The sequence below is a fragment of the Petrotoga mobilis SJ95 genome (genome assembly GCF_000018605.1).
Taxonomy (GTDB): Bacteria; Thermotogota; Thermotogae; order Petrotogales; family Petrotogaceae; genus Petrotoga; species Petrotoga mobilis.
The window spans coordinates 1,197,042-1,221,510 of the sequence record NC_010003.1 but is presented as its reverse complement, the minus strand read 5'-3'; the positions used below and the strand labels follow the sequence as shown (position 1 = coordinate 1,221,510).

25 protein-coding genes and 1 riboswitch are annotated in these 24,469 nt (G+C 34.1%); of the genes, 14 read left to right on the top strand and 11 right to left on the bottom strand.

Annotated elements, in window-relative coordinates:
• From PMOB_RS05860 to PMOB_RS10260, 5 genes are all read left to right on the top strand, one after another.
• Positions 1–1,551: an alpha-amylase gene (locus PMOB_RS05860; protein WP_012208959.1), complete on the top strand. Its 1,551-nt coding sequence runs from the start codon at positions 1–3 to the stop codon at positions 1,549–1,551.
• Between the two features lie 49 nt (positions 1,552–1,600).
• Complete coding sequence (locus tag PMOB_RS05855; protein ID WP_012208958.1) at positions 1,601–2,386, top strand: hypothetical protein; 786 nt, start codon at positions 1,601–1,603, stop codon at positions 2,384–2,386.
• Positions 2,387–2,454: 68 nt separating this feature from the next.
• Positions 2,455–3,174, top strand: a complete 720-nt coding sequence (locus tag PMOB_RS05850; RefSeq protein ID WP_012208957.1) for a hypothetical protein — start codon at positions 2,455–2,457, stop codon at positions 3,172–3,174.
• Positions 3,175–3,184: 10 nt separating this feature from the next.
• Positions 3,185–4,567, top strand: a complete 1,383-nt coding sequence (locus PMOB_RS05845) for a hypothetical protein (protein WP_012208956.1) — start codon at positions 3,185–3,187, stop codon at positions 4,565–4,567.
• A 28-nt stretch (positions 4,568–4,595) separates the two neighbouring features.
• Entirely contained in the window at positions 4,596–5,876 is a 1,281-nt protein-coding gene (locus tag PMOB_RS10260; protein WP_012208955.1) for a glycogen-binding domain-containing protein, read from the top strand.
• Between the two features lie 79 nt (positions 5,877–5,955).
• Here the strand turns inward: PMOB_RS10260 and pgl are convergent, their stop codons facing one another.
• The gene (pgl, locus tag PMOB_RS05835) at positions 5,956–6,654 is read right to left on the bottom strand and encodes a 6-phosphogluconolactonase (RefSeq protein WP_012208954.1); all 699 of its coding nucleotides are present in this window, start codon (positions 6,652–6,654) and stop codon (positions 5,956–5,958) included.
• A complete protein-coding gene (zwf, locus tag PMOB_RS05830) occupies positions 6,635–8,197 on the bottom strand; it encodes a glucose-6-phosphate dehydrogenase (protein WP_012208953.1) in 1,563 nt (520 codons plus the stop codon). The genes pgl and zwf overlap by 20 nt, the downstream gene beginning before the upstream one ends.
• Positions 8,198–8,686: 489 nt before the next feature.
• On the opposite strand from zwf, the gene PMOB_RS05825 reads away from it, so the two are divergent.
• The 4 genes from PMOB_RS05825 to PMOB_RS05810 all read left to right on the top strand — a co-directional run bounded on the left by PMOB_RS05825 (position 8,687) and on the right by PMOB_RS05810 (position 12,707).
• Positions 8,687–9,886: an FprA family A-type flavoprotein gene (locus PMOB_RS05825; RefSeq protein ID WP_012208952.1), complete on the top strand. Its 1,200-nt coding sequence runs from the start codon at positions 8,687–8,689 to the stop codon at positions 9,884–9,886.
• 48 nt (positions 9,887–9,934) lie between these two features.
• Positions 9,935–10,046: riboswitch (SAM riboswitch) on the top strand.
• Positions 10,047–10,207: 161 nt separating this feature from the next.
• Positions 10,208–11,035: a MetQ/NlpA family ABC transporter substrate-binding protein gene (locus PMOB_RS05820; protein WP_012208951.1), complete on the top strand. Its 828-nt coding sequence runs from the start codon at positions 10,208–10,210 to the stop codon at positions 11,033–11,035.
• Positions 11,036–11,069: 34 nt separating this feature from the next.
• The gene (locus tag PMOB_RS05815) at positions 11,070–12,068 is read left to right on the top strand and encodes a methionine ABC transporter ATP-binding protein (RefSeq protein WP_012208950.1); all 999 of its coding nucleotides are present in this window, start codon (positions 11,070–11,072) and stop codon (positions 12,066–12,068) included.
• On the top strand, positions 12,069–12,707 hold the full coding sequence (locus PMOB_RS05810; protein WP_012208949.1) for a methionine ABC transporter permease: 639 nt from the start codon (positions 12,069–12,071) through the stop codon (positions 12,705–12,707). It abuts the gene before it with no gap.
• A gap of 40 nt (positions 12,708–12,747) precedes the next feature.
• Here PMOB_RS05810 and PMOB_RS05805 read toward each other — a convergent pair whose 3' ends face one another.
• From PMOB_RS05805 to PMOB_RS05790, 4 genes are read right to left on the bottom strand one after another with little or no spacing between them, the layout of a single operon-like run.
• Positions 12,748–13,641 (bottom strand): glycine betaine ABC transporter substrate-binding protein, encoded by an 894-nt coding sequence (locus PMOB_RS05805; RefSeq protein WP_231282494.1) that lies wholly within the window; start codon positions 13,639–13,641, stop codon positions 12,748–12,750.
• 21 nt (positions 13,642–13,662) lie between these two features.
• Positions 13,663–14,313: an ABC transporter permease gene (locus tag PMOB_RS05800; RefSeq protein ID WP_012208947.1), complete on the bottom strand. Its 651-nt coding sequence runs from the start codon at positions 14,311–14,313 to the stop codon at positions 13,663–13,665.
• A gap of 15 nt (positions 14,314–14,328) precedes the next feature.
• Positions 14,329–15,432 (bottom strand): betaine/proline/choline family ABC transporter ATP-binding protein, encoded by a 1,104-nt coding sequence (locus PMOB_RS05795; RefSeq protein WP_012208946.1) that lies wholly within the window; start codon positions 15,430–15,432, stop codon positions 14,329–14,331.
• Positions 15,433–15,459: 27 nt separating this feature from the next.
• Positions 15,460–16,116 (bottom strand): ABC transporter permease, encoded by a 657-nt coding sequence (locus PMOB_RS05790; protein ID WP_012208945.1) that lies wholly within the window; start codon positions 16,114–16,116, stop codon positions 15,460–15,462.
• A 290-nt stretch (positions 16,117–16,406) separates the two neighbouring features.
• Here PMOB_RS05790 and PMOB_RS05785 point away from each other — a divergent pair, with 290 nt between their 5' ends.
• Positions 16,407–16,724 carry a helix-turn-helix domain-containing protein gene (locus PMOB_RS05785; RefSeq protein ID WP_012208944.1) on the top strand — a complete coding sequence of 106 codons (318 nt, stop codon included), beginning with the start codon at positions 16,407–16,409 and terminating at the stop codon, positions 16,722–16,724.
• A gap of 54 nt (positions 16,725–16,778) precedes the next feature.
• Complete coding sequence (locus PMOB_RS05780; RefSeq protein ID WP_012208943.1) at positions 16,779–17,228, top strand: hypothetical protein; 450 nt, start codon at positions 16,779–16,781, stop codon at positions 17,226–17,228.
• On the opposite strand, the gene mgsA is transcribed toward PMOB_RS05780, so the two are convergent.
• From mgsA to PMOB_RS05755, 5 genes are all read right to left on the bottom strand, one after another.
• Positions 17,225–17,605 carry a methylglyoxal synthase gene (mgsA, locus tag PMOB_RS05775; RefSeq protein WP_012208942.1) on the bottom strand — a complete coding sequence of 127 codons (381 nt, stop codon included), beginning with the start codon at positions 17,603–17,605 and terminating at the stop codon, positions 17,225–17,227. The genes PMOB_RS05780 and mgsA overlap by 4 nt on opposite strands.
• Positions 17,606–17,637: 32 nt before the next feature.
• Positions 17,638–18,642, bottom strand: coding sequence for a M42 family metallopeptidase (locus PMOB_RS05770; protein ID WP_012208941.1), 1,005 nt, complete (start codon positions 18,640–18,642; stop codon positions 17,638–17,640).
• A gap of 17 nt (positions 18,643–18,659) precedes the next feature.
• Complete coding sequence (locus PMOB_RS05765; RefSeq protein WP_012208940.1) at positions 18,660–19,682, bottom strand: M42 family metallopeptidase; 1,023 nt, start codon at positions 19,680–19,682, stop codon at positions 18,660–18,662.
• On the bottom strand, positions 19,679–20,719 hold the full coding sequence (locus PMOB_RS05760; RefSeq protein ID WP_012208939.1) for a M28 family peptidase: 1,041 nt from the start codon (positions 20,717–20,719) through the stop codon (positions 19,679–19,681). Before PMOB_RS05760 ends, PMOB_RS05765 begins: the two co-directional genes overlap by 4 nt.
• A gap of 91 nt (positions 20,720–20,810) precedes the next feature.
• Positions 20,811–21,413 carry a septum site-determining protein MinC gene (locus PMOB_RS05755; protein ID WP_012208938.1) on the bottom strand — a complete coding sequence of 201 codons (603 nt, stop codon included), beginning with the start codon at positions 21,411–21,413 and terminating at the stop codon, positions 20,811–20,813.
• 244 nt (positions 21,414–21,657) lie between these two features.
• On the opposite strand from PMOB_RS05755, the gene yajC reads away from it, so the two are divergent.
• The 3 genes from yajC to secF are packed head-to-tail and all read left to right on the top strand — an operon-like array spanning position 21,658 to position 24,446.
• Entirely contained in the window at positions 21,658–22,083 is a 426-nt protein-coding gene (yajC, locus tag PMOB_RS05750; protein ID WP_012208937.1) for a preprotein translocase subunit YajC, read from the top strand.
• Positions 22,084–22,119: 36 nt separating this feature from the next.
• Positions 22,120–23,538 carry a protein translocase subunit SecD gene (gene secD, locus PMOB_RS05745; RefSeq protein WP_012208936.1) on the top strand — a complete coding sequence of 473 codons (1,419 nt, stop codon included), beginning with the start codon at positions 22,120–22,122 and terminating at the stop codon, positions 23,536–23,538.
• Positions 23,538–24,446, top strand: a complete 909-nt coding sequence (gene secF / locus PMOB_RS05740; protein ID WP_012208935.1) for a protein translocase subunit SecF — start codon at positions 23,538–23,540, stop codon at positions 24,444–24,446. The genes secD and secF overlap by 1 nt, the downstream gene beginning before the upstream one ends.
• Positions 24,447–24,469 lie beyond the last annotated feature (23 nt).

The following is a 24,469-nucleotide window of genomic DNA, read 5'->3' as shown; positions in this document are numbered from 1 at the left end:
TTGAACAAAAGAAAAGTTTTTACCGGCATATTAATTTTTCTACTGACCTTTGTACTTTTTGGATGCAGTGGTGTTTTTTTTAAACTTCCTTTTGATCAAGAGATTCCATCAACTCAAAATGAAACGATTCTTCAAGCCTTTTACTGGGAGATGGCAACAGGTAATTACTTAGTACGTCATCCGGAAGAAGAAGATTTATGGGTCCTATTGGAAGAGAGAGCTTCTGATCTATCAGAAAAGGGTTTTACAGCGGTTTGGTTACCTCCTGCCAACAAAGCTATGAATGGAACATACGATGTAGGATATGCAACATACGATCTGTGGGATTTGGGGGAATTTTATCAAAAAGGTACGATACGCACAAAGTATGGTACAAAAGAACAATTAGAAGATGCGATTTCTTCACTTCATTCGAACAACATAAAGGTTTATTACGATGCGGTATTGAATCATAGAATGGGTGCGGATGATTACGAAGAGGTTAAGCTAAGTGACAGTAGCCCTGACAAACCAGGTGAAACTATACAAGCATGGACGGTTTTTAATTTCCAAGAAGGTAGAGGCGATAAATACAGTGATTTTACGTGGAATTGGCAATCTTTTGATGGGGTTGATTGGGACCGACAAACCCAAACAAGTGGCAAGTATTTGTTTGAAGGCAAAAATTGGGATTATACATTTTATTGGGATGATGATTACTTGATGGGGTCAGATGTCGATTATGAAAATCCTGCTGTGAAAGAAGATGTTACCAACTGGGGGAAGTGGATTGTAAACAATATAAACTTTGATGGATTTCGCTTAGATGCCGTAAAACATGTTGATTATAGGTTTGTAAATGAATGGATAAACGATGTACAAGACAGTTCAACAAAAGATCTGTTTTATGTTGGAGAAGCATGGATAGAAAATACAAACGAATTAGCTAGGTTTCTTGACACTGTAGGTAATGAGAGTTTGAAAGTATTCGACTTTCCTTTGAGAACCTTTTTCGAAGATATGATCGATGGTGCAGATTTAAGAAATCTACAATATGTCGGATTGGTGAACAAAGATGGGTATGAGGATAGGGCGGTTACTTTCGTTGAGAATCACGATACTAATAGGGACAAAGACAATAAGCCTGGAATCTACAGAAGAAAGTATCAAGCTTACGCGTATATTTTAACCAGAGAGTACGGAACACCGGTTGTTTTTTGGAAAGACTACTACATATATGGAATGAAAGAAGGATTAGACAAACTATTAGAAGTTAGAAGAGACTACGCATATGGGCGAGGATATGAAATTGATAACAACGATGAAGATGTGTACGGATATGTAAGAGAAGGGTTACCTGAGGTTGAAAAAGACGGGCTTGTTTTGTTGATTTCAGACGGAGAATCAAATGAAGTGAGAACAAAACGTATTAACTCACGTCAGCCTAACACAACATTCTACGATTATACGGGCCATATACAAGGTACAGTAACAACTGATGAAAATGGGTATGGAGATTTCAAAGTTATAATGAGTGAAAATGAAGGTTGGTCAGTATGGGTACCTCTTTGATTGAAAGGAAAAAATCAAATACCAAAATCTTAAAAAGGGGGTTATGAGTATGAAGAAAAAGTGGTTAGTAGTTATGTTAGTAAGTTTTTTAAGCGTTTTTGTACTTTTTGGATGTTTACCGACTCAGTCGGAAGAAGAACCGGAAGAACAGCCAGAAGAAGCAGTTATGTTAAAAGTGTATCTTCCTGAAACAACACCAGAAGCTAGTCCTGTTTACTTGATGGGAAGTTACAATGGTTGGGATATTACTTCTGCAGCAACATCTGAAGTAAAAGAGGCTGACGGTAAAAAGTATGCAGAATTTGATATTTCAACTTTGTTCGAAGATGAGGATTATCCGGTAAAATACAAGTACACTTGCGATGTCCCTTGGGATTTTGTGGAAGTAAATGAAAATGGAGTTGAATTTGGTGGTACTAATGGTACTAGAAGACTAGACATACCTCCCGAGAGTGATGTTGAAGATGTCGTTCTTAATTGGAAAGGGATGGAGCTCATTCCTTATACCGATTTGCAACAAGAGGTAACAGTTAATTTCATTGTACATGTACCAGAAGGAACAGTAGATGATGATGGAAAAATATATATGGCAGGGACGTTTGCTGATAATTGGGCAACTTTTGTACCTTTAAACAAAGATCAAACTACTGGGTATTATACAACCGAGGCAACAATGACCTCTTATACGGCCCAAGAATATAAGTTCTTACGCGATGATGCAACAGACTGGAGTTATGTTGAAAAAGACGCCGAGGGTGAAGAAATCGGTAATAGAACGATTGTTTTAACTGGTGATGCAACAATTGTGAACGTTGTAGAAAGTTGGGCTCAGTAAAAAAGTACTAAAAAACCAAGAAGAAAGTCCTTAGGGGCTTTCTTCTTTCAATAACGGAGGTGAATTTTTTGAAAAAGAAAATTTTTTATGTACTTCTGGGCGTTCTCGTTGTACTTACCTTATCTGGTTGTATGATGAACTTACTTGATATTACCCTTGATCCAGGGATTTATTTGGGTTACTCCAAAAACAACAATATACCGACTACGGACGATCTTTTAACTTACGATGAAAGTTTGGGGCTTTATACAATCACCATACCCACTTCAGATCTCACCTATGAAGAAATAGATGAAGGAGGGGCGATATTTGAATTAAGCTATTACAAGATTTTCTACGTTAAAAGCGATGGTAATATAGCATCTGCTTCGATACCTATTTGGAAGGACGTAGTAGAAGATAATAATTTGGAACAAATAACCATCTACTTAGATACAACAAAGATGGAAGAAGGAAAAGCAGTAGGTGCTGGAGATGATACCAAGTTATTACAGGATTGGTATTTTGCAGGTAGTTGGGGAGCAAAAACTTGGGATGAGGATGCTATAAAGTTTGAAAGGCAAGGGGATGTTTTAGTTGCAACAATCAGCAAAGAGTTCAAAGCGAATGATACAATAAAATACAAGATAAAACCAACTCCAGGTTGGCAACCTTGGCATATGATATTCAACGGGGAAGTTTATTCAGACGCTTCTGACGATGCAGTTTATACTTTAAAAAGCGATACCAATGAACTTACCGTTAAATTTTATCCTAAGATAAGTTACATAGAGTTTGAAGAAAAGTGAGGTGAAATTGGTGAGAAATAAAAAAACTCCATTAATTTTTTTGATGATTGTGATTGCAACCATATTCTTTGGAAGTATTAATCTCAATGGAAGTGTAGAATTAAATTTAAATTATGATTACTCAGATGAAGAAGACGCCTCGTTCTATGATAATTTCAACAAAGCAGATCTTTATTTTAAATTCTTTGGTGAAGGCTTGCGTGGCGAATTCAATTTAAACAAGGATTCAAGCGATCAGTTGTGGGTTTCTTCTTCCGAATTTACATATGAATTAGAGAACTTAGATCTCACTACTTATTGGAACAGAAAAAGTGTTTCAACGGATGATTGGTTGAAAATAATCAACAATGAAAAGGTTGGATCTGTGAATGGTCTAAAGTTGTATGCTGATTTAGATAACTTTGGTAATATGAATTTCTATGCGGTAGATAAAAGTGGGTATCTTTTTAATTTGTTGTATTATAGGCTTCCTGAGCTTGGAGGAGTAAATTCAAGCGTTTTATATTTGAAAGATTACAAAAACGAATCTTTAGATTATAATGAGATGATGGGATTTGATTTCAATGTTGGAACTTTTGAAGGTGTAAAACCTTACGGAGAAGTCGTTGTTTCTTATCAACAAGATGTAGAAACCCCTTCATATAGTATAGAAGATAATTATCTTTTGTTTGGTGGGGTAAGAGGAGAATTAGGTGAATTTGAGTATAATTTCAATACAACATACATTTCAGATAATTTTTATAAAGGATATTCTCCAAATAGTTTAATGGAAAACATATATTTGGAAAGTTCCTACAACGATATAAGATTGACAAATAAATTGGAGTTGGATTTTGGCACCGAAACCTATATAGATAGACTTAGAACTAATTTATACATCGACAATTTAGAGTTGTATGTATCTGGAGATTTCGATGGTACCTTCTCCGATTTCGTGATGGATGGATCAGAAATGTCAATTACCTATAGCCAAGATCTTTCTATCCCATTTTTAACTTCCTACAAAGCATCAATTTACAAGAGAGGATGGGAGGATGATTGGAGTGAAATTACCTCATACAAACCCTTTAGGTTGTATTTAGAAGGGAATTATGACCTTTTTGATTTTAAAGGTAATATTAAATATGCTTTTGGTAATCCAGTTTCAGAAGAATCTTTTCAATCGTTGGGAGAACTTTATTATGCAGATATTTCAAGGAACTTTGATCAATTTTCCGCTATGGCAAAAGTTCAGTATATACAAGGGATCATCGAGAAATATTTCACTGCATACGGCGAGATAACTTACTATGTGCCAAAAGGTAATATCAAATTTTATATAGGCAATGGCGACTTTGACAATGTTTTATCGTTTAAAAAACAAATAGGTGTTACTACTACTTTCAATTTTTAAAAAATAGGGAGAATATGGAGGTGGAAAGATGAAAAAAATAGTTTTTGTTCTTTTATTTTCTTTGTTGGTAGTGGTTTCTTTCTCTGAGGTATATGTTGAGGATGGCAAAGTAATTTTTGAATATGAAAATGAAACCGCTGATACGGTATTTTTAGCAGGGACTTTCAATAACTGGAGTACGACCGCTTGGGAAATGGAATACATTGATGGGGTTTGGATTTATGTAGCAGATGATTTACAACCTGGTGTTTATGAATACAAATACGTAGTAAATGGAACTGATTGGTACGAGGATCCGGAATCTCCTGATTACGTGCCAGACCCATATGGGGGAAGGAACTCTTCCTTTGAGTTGGTTTTAGTGAATGGAGAGCTGCAAATCGCTGCGCCTGCGGCTGAAGCAGCAGCAGAGAAAACGTCCATTATTTCAGGAGAATATGAATTTAATTTAAAAGCTAAATTAGAGGAAGAGACAGGGTTTTTAAGCGATCCAGTTGTTTCAAATGAGGTTATATTGAGCATAAATCCAGATATTGAAAACACCGATTTAGAATTAAAAATAGGCGCTTCATCTTCTAACTACCAGTTTAAGGTTTACGGTATGAAAGCGTTATGGCTACAAGATATGTATTCTTTTGGTGCATTTTATAAGACAGAAGTAAATTCAAAATATAATTTTGATTACGAAAATCCTGAAGAGAGTCTTGCCGGTTTTGCTATTTTCTTAAATTGGAACAATTTTAATGTAGGATTAGATCTATTTTCTCAAAACGATAAGTTTAAATCTGGAATCTTTGGTTCTTATTCTACGGATAAGTATGCTCTAAGTGCTTTGTTCGATACCGTGGATGCAACTTCTTTGGTTGTTAGGGCTGATGCATATGGTTTATACGGTGAAGTCGATCTCGAAGATTTTGAATTCGATAAAGTGTCAGTAGGTTACGAAAAAGAAGATACGTTTTCAGTTAAATTGAAATATTCAAATTCAAATAAAGACGTAACTGCTGAAGCCATAGCAAATTATCAAAGCTTTGATTTGGATGCAGCTGTTTATTATGAAATGGAAGAGGGCAATTTTTATGCTCTTAAGGTTGGTGGCGGTTACGAGTTCTTAGAATCTTTTAGAATTGGTGGAGATGTTTACTACAACGCAGATGAGAATTTTGGATACGATGTTAACTTCAAAGCAGCGAATGAAGAAATGCCAGTCGAGTTAATGCTATTATTCGGAAATATTATAGATACAGCAGATTTAGCAACTTTTAATGAGGATAAGTACCTTTCGATATCAATGGTTGCAGAATTTTAGCTAGTCTCTCCCTTCTACATATACAAAGAGATCTTTGCTTTTGATAATTATTAAATTAATAGGGACTGTAAAACAGTCCCTATATTTTTATAAAAAAATAAGTATTTTTAACTTTTATTTTTGCAGCAGGATATTTTTCTTCTGCTATCTTTGGGTTGTTTAGGATTTCATCTATTACCTGCTCTTTTCTTTTGTATGAACTTAGAAAAAGAATATTTCTTGCATTGTTCAACAATTTGTAAGTGGCGGTAATTCTTGGTACTTTAGGTGTTCCAGAAGGTGGTGTGACTGTGAATAGCTTTTTGTTTTCTTTTAAAGTGTCACTTGAAGGGAACAAAGATACCGTGTGGCCATCTTCTCCTATGCCTAGTAATATCAGATCAAAAAGGGGATTTTGTTCTCCAAAAAAATTGATTATCTCTTTTTCGCACTCTTGTGATGCTTTTTCTATAGGTAGTTCTGTTTTTATCCTATGTACATTATTTGTTGGAATATTAATTTTGCTTATTAGCAAATCGTGTGCCCATTTGTAATTACTGTCTTCACTTTTTTGATCGACGTATCTTTCGTCTCCCCAAAAAATGTGGACCTTCTCCCAATTTATTTTATCTTTGTACTCAGATGCCAATTTTTCGTAAATTGGAAGTGGTGTTCTTCCGCCTGAGAGCATTAAGGTGAATAGTTTATTTTTTTCTATGCTCTCTTCATATAGCTTATAAATTAAATTTACAGCTTCATTGTGAAACGTTTCGGGATCATCAAAAAATTTTGCTTTCATACAGATTCTCGCTTTCAAAGTCTAAGTTACGCCAACTTCTGTTGTCTTTTGATAATAGTTCAAAAGATTCTTTTGGTCCCCAGGTACCAGCTTTGTATAATCTCAATCCATTGTGTTTTTCTTCTTCCCATTTTTCTAAAACAGGGGTGAAGATTTTCCATGAAATTTCCATAGCGTCACTTCTTACAAAAAGTGTTTGATCTCCCAACATGGCATCCAAAAGTAGCCTTTCATAAGCATCTGGACCTTTGAATTTGAAGAATTCGTCGTAATTGAAATCCATGGTTAGCGTGTTCAAACAAAGCTTGGAGCCAGGTTGTTTGGCTTGGATCTTCAGTGAAAATCCTTCATCTGGTTGTATATTTAAAATGAGAGCATTTTTCTCTAAGGTTATATCGTTTTTAGCAAATATCGAATGAGGGACGTCTTTAAAGATTATGGCGATTTCTGTAACTTTTCTTTTCAACCTTTTTCCTGCCCTTAAATAGAAAGGCACCCCGCTCCATCTCCAATTATCGATTAAAAATTTAGCCGCTACAAATGTTTCTACAAAGGAGTCTGGATTAACATTCTTTTCTTCTTTATAAGCTGGAACTTCTTTTCCATTGATCATTCCCTCAATATATTGGCCCCTTACAAAGTATTCGTTTATTTTTTCTTTTTCAAATGGTCTTATAGCTTTCAACAGTTTTGTTTTTTCGTCCCTGACGCTTGTATCTTCAAGGGATGCAGGAGGTTCCATAGCTACCAAAGTTAAAAGCTGCATCATATGGTTTTGAAACATGTCTCTTAATAAACCAGCTTGTTCAAAGTATCCAGCCCTATGTTCTACGCCTAATGTTTCAGCAACAGTTATCTGAACGTTATCTATGTATTTGTAATTCCATATGGGTTCAAAAACAATGTTTGCAAATCTGAGCATCATTATATTTTGAACGGTCTCTTTACCAAGATAATGATCAATTCTGTATATTTGGGTTTCATTTAGATACTTATGAAGTTCCTCGTCTAATTCTTTGGATGTGTTAAAATTACTGCCAAAAGGTTTTTCTATTATTATTCTTGAATAAGAATTTTCACTTTCTTTGGTCAAGTTAAACTTCCCCAAACGTTTAATTATTTCTAAATAGACGTTTGGAGGTGTTGAAAGATAAAAAAGATGATTTTCGTGGGTGTTAAAAACTTTATCTAAATAATTTAGTTTATTTTTTAGATCCAGGTACAGGGAATCATCGTCGTAGAAACCTGAAATGTAAAAGACTTTTTCAATGAATTTTGAAATTATAAAGTTATCTTCGTTTTCTTCCAATAATCTATTTTTTATTTCTTGGCGGTATTCCTCCTCGGTGAATTTAGACCTAGCTACTCCCAGTAAGAAAAATTCGTTGGGTAAAAGGTTCTTTTTGAACAACGTATATATAGAAGGGATTAATTTTCTAAAAGTTAAATCTCCTGAGGCTCCAAATATTATTAAGGAAGAGGCCCCGGGTTTTATTTCTTCACAAATATTTTTTCTTGAAAGATGTTTTGTTATTTGGTCCATGTACTAATGTCCACCTCTTTCTATAGAATATTTTATTGTCCTTAGAAACACTAAAAGCTACTTTAAACAGATTTTTTAGAATTCAAAAATTTTGAAAACACCTGCATCAATCTAAGTTAAATCTAGTCTGCTTTAGCGCCCCTTCGCCCCGCTCCCCACCCCACAGTGTTTCTAGAATATTTTATAATTCAATCGTTATTTACATTATAACACGACAAAAAAGATAATAATTTACAAAATTTTGAATTGTTTTATTTTGATAATATTGCCTTGAAAAAAAAGGAACTTCAAACAATTTAACGATTTGTAAGGTGAAAGTTAGTTAAAATCAACCATAAAATGAGCTGGATTATGTGATAAAATATATTTTGAAGAAAAGGCTGGAAAAGATTCCTACCTCATTCGATTATATCAAAATCAGAACGACAAAATATTAGAGAAGTTGAGTAAGCTAACTTTAAAACTTAAAATTCAAAGGAGGATGAAAGTATGAATGTTTCCATAAAAATTAGCGATAGTATTTACTATGTTGGGGTAAACGACAGAGACACTCAGCTTTTTGAAGGTTTATGGCCCCTTGAAAGAGGGGTTAGCTATAATTCTTATTTAATCTTAGATGAAAAAACAGCTTTAATCGATACGGTTAAAGAATGGAAGGTGACTGAATTTTTTGATAAAATCAGGCATCTTTTAAACGGTAAACCTCTTGATTATTTAATCATCAACCATATGGAGCCTGATCATTCTGGAGCTATTCCAGAACTTTTGCAAAAATTTCCCAATTTAAAAATTGTAGGTAATAGAACCACTTTTCAATTTATAGAAAACCTTTATAAGGTTAAAGATAATTTTCACGAGATAAAAGATGGTGAATCTCTGAATTTAGGAAAGCATAATCTGAAGTTTTACTTAACTCCAATGGTTCATTGGCCAGAAACGATGGTGACCTATGATGAAACGGATAAAATTTTGTTCTCAGGGGATGCCTTTGGCGGCTTTGGAACCTTAGATGGAGGAATATTTGACGATGAAGTAAAAATAGATTTCTTCGAAGATGAAATCAGAAGATATTTTTCTAATATAGTCGGAAAGTTCTCTCCTATGGTACAAAGGGCGTTAAATAAATTGAATGAAGCTAATATAGATATAAAAATAATCGCTTCTACACATGGACCAATTTGGAGAAAAAATCCAGAGAGAATTTATTCTTTGTATGATAAATGGAGTAAATACGAAACCGAAGAAGGTGTTGTAATAGCTTACGGTTCGATGTATGGTAATACAGAAGAAATGGCAGATTATGTTGCAAGAAAATTGGCTGAAGAAGGCATTAAAAAGATCAAAATAATGAATGTATCAAAAACGCATATTTCTTATATAATTAACGAGATTTGGAGATACAAGGGGCTAATACTTGGAAGCTCAACGTATAACCAAGGTCTTTTTCCTTATATGGAATCGTTAGTTCAATGGTTATCCCATACCAATATAAAAAATCATGTTTTAGGTATCTTTGGTACATATGGTTGGAGCGGAGGCGGAGTATCTACTATAGTTAAGTACAATGAGCAAATGAAATGGCCGCTTGTTGCTGAACCCGTTGAAGCAAGGTTATCCGCAAAAGAGGAAGATTTTAAGAAATTAAGTGAATTGGCAAAAGCGATGGCAAAAGAGATAAAATTGGCTTGACTTTCAAAAAGAAATATGATAGTATAGGTTAAATTAATAAGTTTTGATTCCTTATCGAGAGAGGCGGAGGGACTGGCCCGAAGAAGCCCGGCAACCTGCATAATTTAACAAAATTATGCAATGGTGCTAAATCCTGCAGAGAAATTCTGGGAGATAAGGAGAGGATAAAAATCATAAAATATAAACCTCTTCCATTCTACCGGAAGAGGTTTTTTATATAAAGTTCTAATTAGAGAGTTTTTTCAAGAATAAGATTATGATTTTAAAAGGGTTACGGGGTGACAGGGCACTAAAACATATATTACGAGGGAGGGATTTAGTATGAAAAGAAGTAAGAGTGTAGTAAAGGTTTTGGTTTCATTATTTGTTTTTTTAACATTGTTTTTCGTGGAAGGGTATGCTTTGTTTGGTCTTGGTGGTAATACCTTCAAAGTTGGAGCTACTCCAGTTCCCCATGCCGAGATCTTAGAGTTCGTAAAAGATGATTTCAAAGAAAAAACGGGTGTCGAACTGGAGATAGTGATTTTTACAGATTATGTTCAACCTAATTTGGCTTTGGAAGACGGTTCTATAGATGCGAATTACTTTCAGCATGAACCATATTTAGAAACTTTTAAAAGGGAACGTAAGCTGCCAGATTTGGTATCTGTCGCTAAGATCCATGTTGAACCTATGGGGTTTTATTTAAAGAAAGAGTTAAAGGACCTTAAAAAAGGCGATTTAATCATAGTTCCTAACGATGTTACCAACGAAGGTAGATCTTTGTTGCTTCTTCAAGAATATGGAGTGATTAAGCTTAGGGAGAGAGAGGATCCTTTAGTGGCAACTATCAAGGATATTGTTGAAAATCCATACGGTTTGGTATTCAAAGAGCTTGAAGCACCGTATTTGCCTAGGACTTATAAGGAAGATAAAAATGTTGTCGGGGCTATAATTAACACAAATTATGCTATAGAAGCTGGGTTGAATCCATTGGAAGATGCGGTATTCTTTGAAGGGGCTCAATCTCCATATGCCAACGTAATAGCTGTAAAAGAAAGCCGTGTCGACGATGAACTAGTAAAAGCTTTGGTTGAAGTTTTAACAACCGATAAGGTTAGAAAATTTATTTTAGAAAATTATAATGGTGCGGTAGTACCTGTATTTTGAACTTTCATAAAATAATACAAAAGGAGAAACGTAGTTGTTAACAATAAAAAATCTTAATCTCATATATGATGACAAAAATCATGTCTTAAAAAACGTAAATTTTACAGTTGAAGATGGAGAAATTCTGGGGATTATAGGGTTATCTGGAGCGGGTAAAACGTCTCTTTTGAGAACGATGAACCTGCTCCAACCTCCTACTTCCGGGGAAATTTTCTTGGATAAAGTAGATCTAACAAAATTAAATAATAACCAATTGAGAAACGTGAGAAAAAAGATTAGTATAGTATTCCAACATTTCAACTTGTTGAGTTCTAGAACGGTATATGAAAATGTGTCTCTTCCCCTTGAAATTGAAAAGGTACCTAAAAAAGAAATAGAAGTTCGTGTTAATAAGTTATTGGAAGAGGTCAACCTTCTTCATAAAAAGGATTCTTATCCTTCACAGTTATCGGGAGGAGAGAAGCAAAGAACAGCTATAGCAAGGGCATTGATAAATAATCCTGATATTATTTTGTTTGATGAACCCACATCATCTTTAGATCCAAGCACAACACAGAGAATTTTAGATCTTATATTGGAAATCAATAAGAGTATGAAAAAGTCAATTTTGATTGTTACTCATGAGATGGATGTGATTAAAAAGATTTGTGATAAAGTTGTTTATTTAAAAAATGGAACCGTTGATTTTTTTGGTAAAGTTCACGAGTTTTTTATTGAAAAAGAAAATGAACTGAATAAAGAATTTTATCAAGAAATAAACATAGATTGGAAAAGGGTAAAAGAGGTGGTTAAGGGAGAAAACGATAGGTTGATAAAGATAGTTTTTTGGGGAGAAAAGACACATGAACCTATCTTACATAATATTACCAAAAAATATGACATCACATTGAATATACTTTACGGTAAGATAGAACATTTGAAAGACAATCCCTATGGGACTTTGATAGTTGAGGTTATTTCCACACAAAGGGAAATGGAAAAGTTTTTAGAAGAGCTCTCTGCTAATGTTTACAAAGTTGAGGTGTTGAAATAAATGATCCAAGATCTATTTATAGCTACTTTTGAAACGTTATACATGACTTTTGTGTCTGGCTTTATAGCTATTTTGTTGGGTATTCCTTTGGGTATAGCGCTCTACATGTTGTCTAAAAGTGATAAAAATGCAACAAAAACTTGGTATTCCGTTTTAGATTGGATTGTAAATATATTTAGATCAATACCTTTTATCATCCTTATTATTTTGATAATCCCTTTAACTAGATTATTAACAGGAACAATAATCGGATCAACCGCAGCGATTGTACCATTGTCTATAGCAGCCATTCCGTTTATGGCAAGATTGGCTGAAACTTCTTTTAACAATCTTTCACAAGGTTTACTAGACACGTCTGTGTCTATGGGTATGACCAACAGACAGTTTATATTGAAAGTATTATTACCTGAGACCGCTCCGGAAATGGTTTCAAATATCACTTTGTTGATTATAAATCTAATAACTTATACGGCTATTGCTGGAGCTGTTGGAGCCGGAGGCCTGGGGGCAATGGCAATAAACTACGGATATCAAAGGTTTAGAATGGATGTGCTTCTATACGACGTGGCAATATTAATCTTCTTAACTCAGATAATTCAATTTGTTGGTTCAAGATTGTCGAACTCTTTAAGAAAATAAAAAGCCAGGAGATTCCTGGCTTTTAATGTGATAACTGAGATTATTCTATTAAACCTAAACCTTGTAAATAATCTCTTGCAACAACTTCTGGTTCAACACCATCAACATCTACTCTGTAATTGAGTCTTATTAAAATGTCTTGGTTTAGGTACTGTGTGAGAGGTCTTAAAATTTCTTCAATTTCAGGGTATTCATCAAGTACATCTTTTCTAACCGCGTAAGAAATATGGTAATAAGGCCAGAAGTTTTGGTCGTCTTCTAGTACATGTAGATTGTATCTTAAAATTTTTGGATCGGTAGCAAAAACCATAGCGATATCTATTTTATTGTTTGAAATTGCCTCGTAAGTTAATCCAAGTTGCATGGTTGATACTTGGGAATCTTGAATATCTAAACCATAGTGGTCAGCAAAGGCAAAGAAACCATCAGGTCTTTCATAGAATTCATAGTCAACTCCTACCACAAACTCATTTGGATGTTCGTTCCAGTAAGCAACTAAATCAGAGAGGGTTTCGAAACCATATTTTTCGTAATCTTCTTGACGAATAGCGAGGGCATAAGTATTGTTAGCGTTTATTCTATCAAGCCAAACGACACCATTTTCAGCATCTAATTCTCTGACTTTTTCTAAAAGTTCATCTGGATCATTTATAATTTCTTCTTGATCTAAATAAGTTACCCACGCGGTTCCAGTGTAATCTGGATATAAATCAATCTGTCCTGTTGTCAAACCTTGTCTAGCAACGAAGGAACTAAGGCCGAACCTTTCAACAACGTTAAAGCCATTCTCTTCAAGTAGCAGTGAAGCCAAATTTCCAAGAACATACTGTTCTGTGAAGTTTTTTGCACCTACGGTTAAAGTTGCACCAAATAGCGCAGTTAAAGAAAACGCTACAACTAACATAAGTACTGCCAATTTTTTCAATGTTAACACCTCCATTTAAAAGTTTTTTCATTATTCATTTTGTAATTTAATACCTTCCGAAGTCATTTTGTTTTGTATTAAAGCGAGTATGAAATCAATTAAAACGGCCATTATTGAAACTGGAATAGCTCCAGCTAATATCATCTCGAATTTAAAGGTCCCAAGACCTATAAAAATTAATTCTCCCAATCCTCCAGCACCTATGGCTGACGCGATTGTAGCTGTTCCTAAATTTATTATGGCTGCATTTCTTATTCCTGAAAAAATAGTAGGTATCGCGTTTGGGATTTCTACTTTCCACAGGATTTCCCTTTTAGTCATTCCCATTCCTCTTGCTGCTTCTTTCATACCTTTATCAATGCCGAAAAGTCCAGATGCCGTGTTAAAAGTTATAGGAACTATGCTGTATAAAAACAGGGCAAAGATCGCCGGGGCTGGGCCTATTCCCATGAATAAAAAAACCAGAGCTATGACGGCAATACTTGGGACCGCCTGGGCTATTCCTGTGATTGAAAGTGCTATTCTTCCACTCTTCTCTTTCCCGGGGCGGGTAACATAGATTCCTATCGCCATTCCCACAACTATGGCAATTGCCCAAGAAGATGCAAACAAATAAAGATGTTCCATAGTCTTTATTCCCATATAACCAAGATTTTCAGCAACGTATGTAAAAAATTCCATATTATCCTCCTCTTATCAAACCTCTGCTTTATTTGACATTTGTTCAAATATAGCTTTTAAGTTGATCACTCCTATTACCTTTTGCTTATCTGTAACCACAGGGATATTTGTACTTGAAGAACTTAGTATTTTGTTTAATGCTTCATAAAGGCTTGATTTTTCCGTAACGTGATCTTTTTTCAAAGAACTTTTCAATTTAGATGAATCATTAATTCTATTCACTCTTTTAGTTTCTATAAACCCTTTATAGTTGTTATTTTTATCAACAAAAATGGTGATAGGATAATTACTCTGTACTGTATTTTTAATCTTTGAAAGATCCTCATCAATTTTAAAGACTTGAATGTCTTTATACAATCCTTCGCTAACCTTAACAAATTCCAAAGCTTTGAATTGGCTATCTTCCCCCAATATGTCCTTAACAAAATCGTTTTTCGGGTTTTGAACAATATTTTGTGTATCATCGTACTGTACTAATTCACCGTCTTTGAAGATCGCAATTTTATCACCCAATTTAATAGCTTCCCTTATGTCATGTGTGACAAATATAATAGTCTTTTTGATCTTTTCTTGAATTTCAAGAAATGCATCTTGTAATGTTTCTCTATTTATAGGATCAATCGCACCAAATGGTTCATCCATGAGCAATATGTCAGGATCAGCTGCAAGTCCCCTTGCTACTCCCACTCTCTGTCTTTGACCTCCAGATAGTTGTGCTGGAAACTTATAAGCGTTAACGTCTGGATCAAGATTTACTAAATCTAATAGATCGTATACCCGCTTTTTTATTTTTTCTTCAGTCCATTTCAAAAGCCTTGGAACTACAGCGATGTTATCGAATACAGTCATATGAGGGAATAATCCAATTTCTTGTATAACGTAGCCTATACTTCTTCTTAATTGTATGGGATTTATATCGTCAATCGATTTTCCATCGAAGAGGATATCGCCTGATGTTCTTTCAATCAAACGATTGATCATCTTTAAGGTAGTTGTTTTTCCACATCCAGACGGACCTATTAGAATAGTTAATTTATTGTCTTCAAATTCGATATTTAAATTATTAACGGCGGTAAAATCACCATACTTTTTTGTGAGATCAACTAATTTTATTGCCATTTTAATGTTCCTCCTATGATTTTTATCTTATTCTTTAATTTTAAGACCCTTTGGAGTAATTAAATCCTCAAATTTTAGTAAAAGATAATTAGCTAAAACACCCAAAATTGAGACCAATATTACCCCTGTTATTACCATTGGATACCGTGACCTGCTTAACCCAGCAAAAATAAAGTATCCTAATCCTCCTGAAGCAACAAAATATCCTAAAGTAGCAACGCCGACTCCCATTACTACAGCATTTCTTACCCCAGACATTATAGTAGGGATCGATAAAGGTAAACGGATCTTGAATAATATTTGAGATTCGGTCATTCCCATTCCTTTAGCAGCCTCTATCATTTGTGGGTCTAGGGCTTGAATAGCTGTTAATGTATTTCTTATAATTGGAAGTAAAGAGTATATAATCAGAGCAATCACGGCAGGTGTAACCCCTAAGCCAGCTCCAAAAGGAGACAAAATTACAACCATAATCCCAAAAAGGGCCAAACTTGGGATAGTCATCAGAATACTGGCAATGTAGATAACTATGTTTGCGGCTTTAGGATGCCTTGATATAAAAATTCCTGTAGGTACTCCTATACCTATGGAAAAAGGTAAAGATAAACCTATGATTTTCAAATGATTTAGAAACTCTCTAATTATGATACTTGAACTACTAGAAATATATTCGAAGAATTCCACTGTTTCACTCCCTTCTTCTCATTGTAAATTATTTTGTTCATCATTGCGATAAATATTATAACACATTTTTAATCTTTTTAGAATATAAGTAAGTTACAATTAAGTAAAAATATAAAATTAAAAATCTTTTAAGATATTTTATATTATAATTAGTTTGCTAATAGTATGTTTTCAAAAATATTGTGGGGGGACGTTTAAAAATTTTTGAATTCTAGAAATTCTCTTTAAAATAGGTTTTAGAATTTCTAAAAGCTGTATAATAAAATATAGTGAGATTGGAGGTGAAAACTTTGAATGAAAATGAGAAGAAATGGGAAACTATAGATAAGAAAGCTTTATTAGACTTGGTATATGAAATTAAAAAAAGAAGGTTACAAATGGGAATTACACAAAAAGATCTAGCTGAGAGGATGGGGACAACGCAGGCGATAATTTCTAAATTTGAAAAAGGAAATTACAATCCAACATATTTGTTTTTGCAAAGATTGACAGAAGTGTTGGGAGGGAGTATCAAATTATATTTTGAGCCTAGAGATGATAAAGAGATAAATAGTGATGACGTTTCTAAAAATGATAATTTTGAAACAATATTTCACTTAAAATTATAAAAAGAAATAAAGCTACTAATGACAAAAAATTCATAAACTTTGGGAGGAGTTTTTATGAAAAAAACTGATAAAAAAATAAGTATATTGAAAGATATAATTTTAAAGGATATTTTTTTGGAAAGTGTATTTTTCGAGAGAACAAGTAAAGAAGTAGTTGAAAAAATTTCTGAAATATCTATCGAAAGAGGATATGTGTATGAACAAAAAAATATTGACTTAAATTTAATTGTTACTTACAGGATCTTTTTAGAAGGGGAAAAAAAGAGAATAGCATATTATGTTGTGACCTTCAGAGAGATTTTCGAAACAGGTATAGATTTTGGAAGTTTTTCAAAAAACAAAAGGGCCAAAAAGTATTTCCTTAAAAATTTTGTAGATGGTGTACTTTGGCCCTATATTAGAATATATTTGGACGAAATTTTAATAAAAGCTGCGTTACCAAATATTGTTCTGCCATTAAGTATAGGCAATCATCAAATTGATAGTCAAGATAATAAACTTTAATTATTAAGTTTTTTTTGAATTTCTAGAACTATCGCTTCAGCGGTTGCTAAATTAGTAGCAAGTGGAATATTGTGTACATCGCAAATCCGTAAAACAGCGGATACATCAGGTTCATGGGGTTGGGCAGTCAACGGATCCCTTAAAAAGATCACAAAATCTATTTTCCCACTGACAGCAAGAGCGCCTATTTGTAAGTCTCCTCCCAATGGTCCAGATTCAAAAGTTTGTATCTCTAACCCCACTTTTTCTTTTAAAATCTTTCCAGTGGTTTTTGTAGCATAAAGTTTGCAATTTTTAAATACATCCTTCCATTCTTTGGCAAAGAGCGCAAGGTCTAACTTCTTTTTATCGTGAGCTATTAACGCTACATTGACCATGATTTTCCTCCTCAAACGTAAAAAATAAGCTTCTAAAAATTCGTTTTACTAAGCGTATTCAATAGTTTCACCGTGTTTTCAACATCGCTATAGGATAACATCTCGTGAGGTGAATGTATGTATCTAGTAGGAATAGAAATAGTACCACTAGGAATTCCAGATTTAGTTCTTTGATAGCCCGCGGCATTTGTTCCTCCGAAGGTTAATACCTCGAACTGATAGGGTATGTTGTTTGCCAAAGCAGCATTTTTTATCCATTCTACAACTTCTCTGTCACTTACAGAAAGATTGTCTTTTATTTTAATACAAGGTCCTTTTCCCAAAGCCATGCTCATTCTTTTAAGAGCCTTAGGAGTATCCAAGGAATCCGTGACATCTATAGCTATTGCTCTGTCGACTTCGTAATCATAAGCCGAAACAAAAGATCCGACTAAACCTACTTCTTCTTGGATAGTAAAAGCAAATAAAACTGTGTGTTGATTATCTTTCATATTTTTGATGGTTTCTATTAAAATGGCGCATCCAATTCTGTCATCCATGGCTTTTGACATACAATAATTACCATAATCGACGAAACCTTCCGCAAAGGTTCCAAAAGTGCCAATAGGGGCAATTTTTTCCGCTTCTTCTTTTGAAGATACGCCTATGTCAACAAATATATTGTCTAAAGATAAGTTTTTATAATTATCTTTTAATTCTTTTTCACTTTCTCCCTCAACTCCAACAACCCCTATTCTTCCATTAAAAATCAACCTGGAACCGATCAAATTTACAGGGTTTTGACCGCCGACTTGTTCTACTTTTAAAAAGCCTTTGTCTAAAATGTGTGTAACAACAACCCCTATTTCATCCATGTGAGCGTCAAATAATATGGTTTTTCCAGAGTTGCCTTTTTTTGTGGCGATAAGATTTCCTAACTTGTCTGTTTTAATATCATCCACATGATCTTTGATCTGTTCTTTTATAAAATCTCTCACTTGATCTTCTCTTCCACTTGGTCCATAAAGTTCCGTAATATTTTTTATTAGCTCTTTCAATTTTTTTGCCACCTCTCTTAAAATGGTGTATTAACGACTAATTGTTTTACCAATTGGTAGGTATTTTCATAATCTTGTAAATTCATTATAGATTGTGGAGAATGAATATATCGGCATGGAACGGATATTACCCCTGCTGGAATTCCATAAAGGGTCTTTGCGAGTCTGGCGGCGTTTGTTCCTCCTGCTGTTCGCATTTTGTATTGAAATTTAATACCTAATTTCTTTGCAGTATCTACAATTTTTTCGAAGATTTCTTTGTTGAGTACTAAACCGCTATGCATGAATGTTAAGACGGGCCCATTTCCGATATGGGTTGCCCATTTATCCGGGGTGTTTTCAGGGTTGTCACCAGCAGTTGTACCTTCTAATACGATAGCGAAATTTGGCTGTATTTTTGAAGCTGCAGTTCCTGTACCTCTCAACCCCGTTTCTTCCTGAGTAGCAAAATTGAAGTATGTATCGTAAAGAGGTTTCTCGTTGTTCTCAAAAAAATAGTCAATTATATCCATCATAATAGAACATCCAACCCTATCATCAAAGGCTTTGGCTACAGCATAGCTATTTTCCTCATAATAAGTAGTATCAAATGTAACCATATCGCCCAAATGGACCTTTTTAGATGCTTCCTCTTTGTTGGAAAATCCAGCGTAGACCTTTATACTTTCATACTGTTCAACTTTGTCGGTTTCTTTTTCTAAGTGAATGGGTGTAGAATTGACAACAGCAGATATTTTTTCTTCGATTTTTAATCTCTGACTTTTTACTACCCTTGGGTCAACTCCTCCAACGGGAGATATGCCAAAAGTACCGTCTTCATTTATTCTGGTGATCATAAAGCCAACTTCATCCATGTGTGCGTCAAGCATTAATTTTTTGGAAGAATCTTTACCTTTAATTAAACAAATTAGGTTTCCCATGTTGTCTTCGGTAATTTCATCGACCTTGTTGGCAACATTTGATTTGATGTACTCTCTTATTTTTTCTTCTCTTGAAGATATACCGGCAAGATTAGTTAAGTCTTTTAAATACTTCCTCATAAATTTCTACTTCCTTTCCAAGTTAAGCTGGTGTTTAAAGCAAAGAAAGATAATAATTTTGCGCTTTCTTCCACATCTTTTACATCTACAACCTCGTTGGGAGAATGCATGTTAAGGATTGGAACTGAAACAACACCTGTTTTTACTCCGGTAGAAGATATTTGAACTACATCCGCTTCGGTGCCACTGCCTCTAGTAAAAGTTTCTAATTGGTATTTGATATTGTTACTTTTTGCAGTTTTTGTTAGTTCTTCGAAAATACTTCTGGTAACGGTGGTACCTATACCTATAACTGGTCCTTCACCAAGCTTGATAGGCTCAAAGTTTTCTGGTAGTTTTTCGCCAAAAGTTACATCAACTACTATGGCAAAATCTGGTTTTCGGTGGTGAGCGCTACCTTGTGCTCCAACTAATCCCACTTCCTCACCTTTGTTAAAAGACAAAGTCAATTGTCCTTCAAATTTAAGATTTTGTAGGTACTCCAAAGACTTAATTAGTACCGCAGCACCTACTCTGTTGTCTAAAGATTTATTTGATATCTTTCCATTTTCAAGTTCAACAGCCTGGACTTGTATAACGCCCATATCACCAACGTTGATATTGCTTGTTCCCCCTGAAATTGAAAAATCGACGAAAAGCTCATCAAAGGAGGGAGATTTTTCTCTATCTTCCTTTTTTTGAAGGTGAGGGGCTAAAAACCCTATTACACCTATTTTTTCTGCATCTTTCGTTTTAAAAAGAACCCTTTTTCCTACCAAGGTTCTTGGATCGACTCCACCAACGGGAGAAATACGAGCGAAGTGTTCATCGATTATTTTTGATATAACTATTCCAATTTCGTCTACATGTGCGAAAAAGGCAATTTTGGGACTCTCATTTCCATAAGTTGCCACTAAATTACCTATTCCTACTTTTTCTAATTTTATATCTGGTGAGATGTTTTTTAATTCTTCTTCAATCAAAGGAAAGGTGTAATTTTCAAAAGAAGACACCCCAAAAGTATTGGATAAATTTTTTAGTAAAGTAGAAGTATCCATTCGTGACCTCCTTTTTGGTTTTGACACAGGATAAATAGTATTTTAAAGATTAAAAAAAATTGATTTAATATCTCTTTGCTCCACTATATTTTTACAGTTCAACCGGTTCAACCAATGCTTTATTTTCTTCTATTCTTATTGAAACAGGTGACTTTGGCCATTCATAGTTGAAGAAAGGGATACCCGCGATTTCTACTAATGGTGAATTCAATTCGTAGGCTATAATGAAAGCGTTTTTTTTGTTGGTAATTCCTGCTCTTAAGGTTCCAAATACCTTTCCAAATATTATAATACTTCCACCCGCGTTCACTTCTGCGCCTTGATTTACATTTCCAAAAACTATAATGTCTCCAGGATTTTGTATTACTTGGCCGGATCTTAAATGTTTTCTATAAATTTGGGTACTCGAAAGGGTTAACTCTTTGTTTCCTACTTTCCCTTCGGGAAGCTTTCCAAAATATGCTCCAGCAACGTTCAATTCAAGACTGTTGGCAAATTTTACGATTTTATTTAATAAATTATGCTGAGAGCCGTCTTCAAAATATACGTAAAAACTATCCCCAATGTTAAAAAAACTTTTCATCTTAACAAGTTCTTTTTGAAAATGTTCGAAAAGATCTTTTTGCGTGTTTCCCTTTGAAAAATAAAAGATTATGTCTCCGTCCATAATTTTTGCGTATACGGGTTCATCCATCTAAACCCCCCCTAATACAATTTTAAGTCACCATAAAAAATTTATGACCATATATATAATAACATAAAATATAAGAAATATTACATAAACAAAAATTATTTGACAAGTTGGTTGTAAAGAATTCATTGACCATAAAAGAAAAATATGATACAATCTAACAGTAAGCAATTTTTGCATTAACTTATATTATAACAAAAACGCTTAACGACAAAATTCTTTAAAGAATAATTTTGGAGGTGTATTTATGTTAGAAAGAGTATTAAATTTTATAAACTTTGGCCCAGCAGGCGCTACTGATGCTGCCAACACGGTCGAACAAGCACAAGCGGTCCCGGCAAGTGGTGGTGGATTAAGTGGAATGTTGTTTTTTTTAATAATCATAATCTTGATGTGGGTCTTGTTGTTCCTCCCACAAAGGCGACAAGAAAAAAAGCATAAGGAAATGCTTTCTGCTTTGAAAAAAGGTGATAAAATTGTTACATCATCGGGAATCATAGGAAAGATAATATCTATAACTAACGAGAGAATCAGAATTTCAACGGCAGACAAAACAGAAATCGATATAACAAAGAATGCCATTGCAGGGGTTCTTTCTAAAAGTGATAAACCCGAAGCAACGCCAGAAGAAACTGAAACTGAAACTGAAACTGAAACTGAAGATGATAAATAGTTCTTTAACATTGATTTTGTTCAGGGGGTGAAATAGTTGAGAAATCGAAGAATAAGGATACTATTTACTGTAATAGTTTTTGTTTTTGCACTATTAGGATTAATTCTACCTTTATCGGGTAATGTGAATGATATAAGCATACTACGGTTTTTCCCAAATATTAATTTAGGCCTGGATATTCAAGGTGGGGTGCTTTTAGAATATAGCTTTGATGTACCTGAAGGTGTCAATACTTCTGAGGTTGTAGATAATGTAATCACAGTTCTAAGGAGAAGAATGGACAATGCTGGTTACACAGAGGCGATAGTTTCCGAAGTTGTTTCCGGTGGAGAAAGCAGAGTTCGGGTTGAGATTCCAGGTATATCAGATACTCAAAGGGCTGAAGAACTTATAGGTAGCAAGGGGAAACTTTACTTTGCAGAAGTATTGGAAGTTGTGGAATCTACAACAACTCCAGAAATTACAAGAAATAGAACTATACAAATAAATGGTGAAGAAATAGAAATGTATAGTTACGTTAAGGATAGTAATAACCCTAACCTTTGGTATAGGGTAAAAAATGTTTTCGAATTTGGAGATGCTCCATTTCAGATTACCGGTTTAGATGTCACTGATGCCGTAGCTTCTCTAAACAGTCAAGGAGCAGGATTCGTAGTTAATTTGAATTTTAGTAATGAAGGAAGACAAAAATTTGAATTAGCAACCGCGAATTTAGTGAATGAAAGAATTGCGATTATTTTAGATGACGAGGTTATAATTGCACCTGTTGTTAGAGAAAGGATTTCACAAGGAAGAGCCGAAATCAGCGGAATAGAAAGTATGGAAGAAGCACAAAACATTGCTGTTTTGATAAAATCTGGGAATTTACCTGTAGATTTGGTTAAATATCAAGAAAGGACACTTGGTCCTACTTTGGGAAGAGATATTGTAACTACGATTATAAACGCTGGAATCATTGGGCTTATAATAGTAATGATTTACATGATTATATTTTATAGATGGATGGGAGTAATTGCTGATATTGCGCTAATATATAATACATTTTTGTTAATGGGAATTTTAAGTTGGACAGGAGCGATATTAACTCTACCAGGTATTGCTGGTATAATTTTAACTTTTGGTACCACAGTAGATGGAAATATTATTATATACGAAAGAATAAAAGAGGAACTTAGAATAGGAAGGCCCCCTTTAACCGCAGTAAAGTTTGGATTTAATAAAGTTTTTTCAACTATTTTTGATGCCAATATAACAACTATTTTAGCAGGATTAGTTTTATTCTTTGTAACAAGTGGAAGTATTAGAGGCTTTGCGGTCACACTCATAATAGGTGTTTTAGGTGCTATGTTTACTAACTTGGTGGTTAGTAGGTTGCTATTAGAAAGTACTTCCCACTTTTTGAAGCCTGAAAAGTATGTGAAAGGAATTGTTGTGGAAAAAGGGGGGACTAAATAATGCCAAATATAGATTTTGTTGGTAAGAGGAGTTTTTTCATTTATTTATCAATTGCTTTGATACTTTTTTCTGTAATAGTGATTTTTGTAAAAGGATTCAATTTAGGTGTTGATTTTTCTGGTGGTAGTGAAATCATCGTGTCTTTTGATAAAAGTTATACAATTGATGAATTGAGAAACGGTTTACAAACGATAAATCAAGAGTATGCTACCGCTAAGATCATTCAAACTAACCCAGGTGGAGGAGCTTCTGATCAATTCTTTTACATAATTACCGTAAGAGATTCTTTCCCTACGTTGGAAGAAAAACAAATGTTCATAAATAGTTTAGAAGAATCTTTTTCTGATTCGAGCTTAAATATTGAACAATTCAACGATGTTTCAGGTTATGCTGCTAGGGAAATTCGATCGTATGCTTGGTATGCTGTAATTATTTCTCTGATAGTTTTGCTAGCTTATATAACCATCAGGTTTCAATTTTCCTACGGTGTGGGAGCGATTTTAGCTTTAGCTCATGACGTTATAATCACCTTAGGATTTTATTCCCTCTTTGGTATAGAAATGAACTTAACCGCAATAGCCGCATTTCTTACTTTAGCAGGTTATTCCCTAAACGATACTATCGTTGTTTATGATAGAATAAGGGAAAACAGATCTAAAAATCGTGGGATGGATATAGAAAGTATAACAAATAAAAGCATTAACGAAGTTATTGTAAGGTCATTGAACACTTCCTTGACAACATTCCTAGTTGTTTTTATGATGTTCCTTTTGGGAGGTAGGTCAATAGCTTCATTTGCTTTCGGATTAACTGTGGGAGTTATAATTGGGACTTATTCTTCGTTATATATTGCGAGTCCAATTGTCATAGGTATGGTAAAAAGACGTAAGAAAACACAAAAAGCTTAATTAATAAGATAATAAAATTAAAA

Coding starts and splice junctions, on each gene's coding strand:
- PMOB_RS05855 (WP_012208958.1), top strand. CDS start 1,601: ATGAAGAAAAAGTGGTTAGTAGTTATGTTAGTAAGTTTTTTAAGCGTT.
- PMOB_RS10260 (WP_012208955.1), top strand. CDS start 4,596: ATGAAAAAAATAGTTTTTGTTCTTTTATTTTCTTTGTTGGTAGTGGTT.
- pgl (WP_012208954.1), bottom strand. CDS start 6,654: ATGAAAGCAAAATTTTTTGATGATCCCGAAACGTTTCACAATGAAGCT.
- zwf (WP_012208953.1), bottom strand. CDS start 8,197: ATGGACCAAATAACAAAACATCTTTCAAGAAAAAATATTTGTGAAGAA.
- PMOB_RS05825 (WP_012208952.1), top strand. CDS start 8,687: ATGAATGTTTCCATAAAAATTAGCGATAGTATTTACTATGTTGGGGTA.
- PMOB_RS05820 (WP_012208951.1), top strand. CDS start 10,208: ATGAAAAGAAGTAAGAGTGTAGTAAAGGTTTTGGTTTCATTATTTGTT.
- PMOB_RS05810 (WP_012208949.1), top strand. CDS start 12,069: ATGATCCAAGATCTATTTATAGCTACTTTTGAAACGTTATACATGACT.
- PMOB_RS05800 (WP_012208947.1), bottom strand. CDS start 14,313: ATGGAATTTTTTACATACGTTGCTGAAAATCTTGGTTATATGGGAATA.
- PMOB_RS05795 (WP_012208946.1), bottom strand. CDS start 15,432: ATGGCAATAAAATTAGTTGATCTCACAAAAAAGTATGGTGATTTTACC.
- PMOB_RS05780 (WP_012208943.1), top strand. CDS start 16,779: ATGAAAAAAACTGATAAAAAAATAAGTATATTGAAAGATATAATTTTA.
- mgsA (WP_012208942.1), bottom strand. CDS start 17,605: ATGGTCAATGTAGCGTTAATAGCTCACGATAAAAAGAAGTTAGACCTT.
- PMOB_RS05765 (WP_012208940.1), bottom strand. CDS start 19,682: ATGAGGAAGTATTTAAAAGACTTAACTAATCTTGCCGGTATATCTTCA.
- PMOB_RS05760 (WP_012208939.1), bottom strand. CDS start 20,719: ATGGATACTTCTACTTTACTAAAAAATTTATCCAATACTTTTGGGGTG.
- PMOB_RS05755 (WP_012208938.1), bottom strand. CDS start 21,413: ATGGATGAACCCGTATACGCAAAAATTATGGACGGAGACATAATCTTT.
- yajC (WP_012208937.1), top strand. CDS start 21,658: ATGTTAGAAAGAGTATTAAATTTTATAAACTTTGGCCCAGCAGGCGCT.
- secF (WP_012208935.1), top strand. CDS start 23,538: ATGCCAAATATAGATTTTGTTGGTAAGAGGAGTTTTTTCATTTATTTA.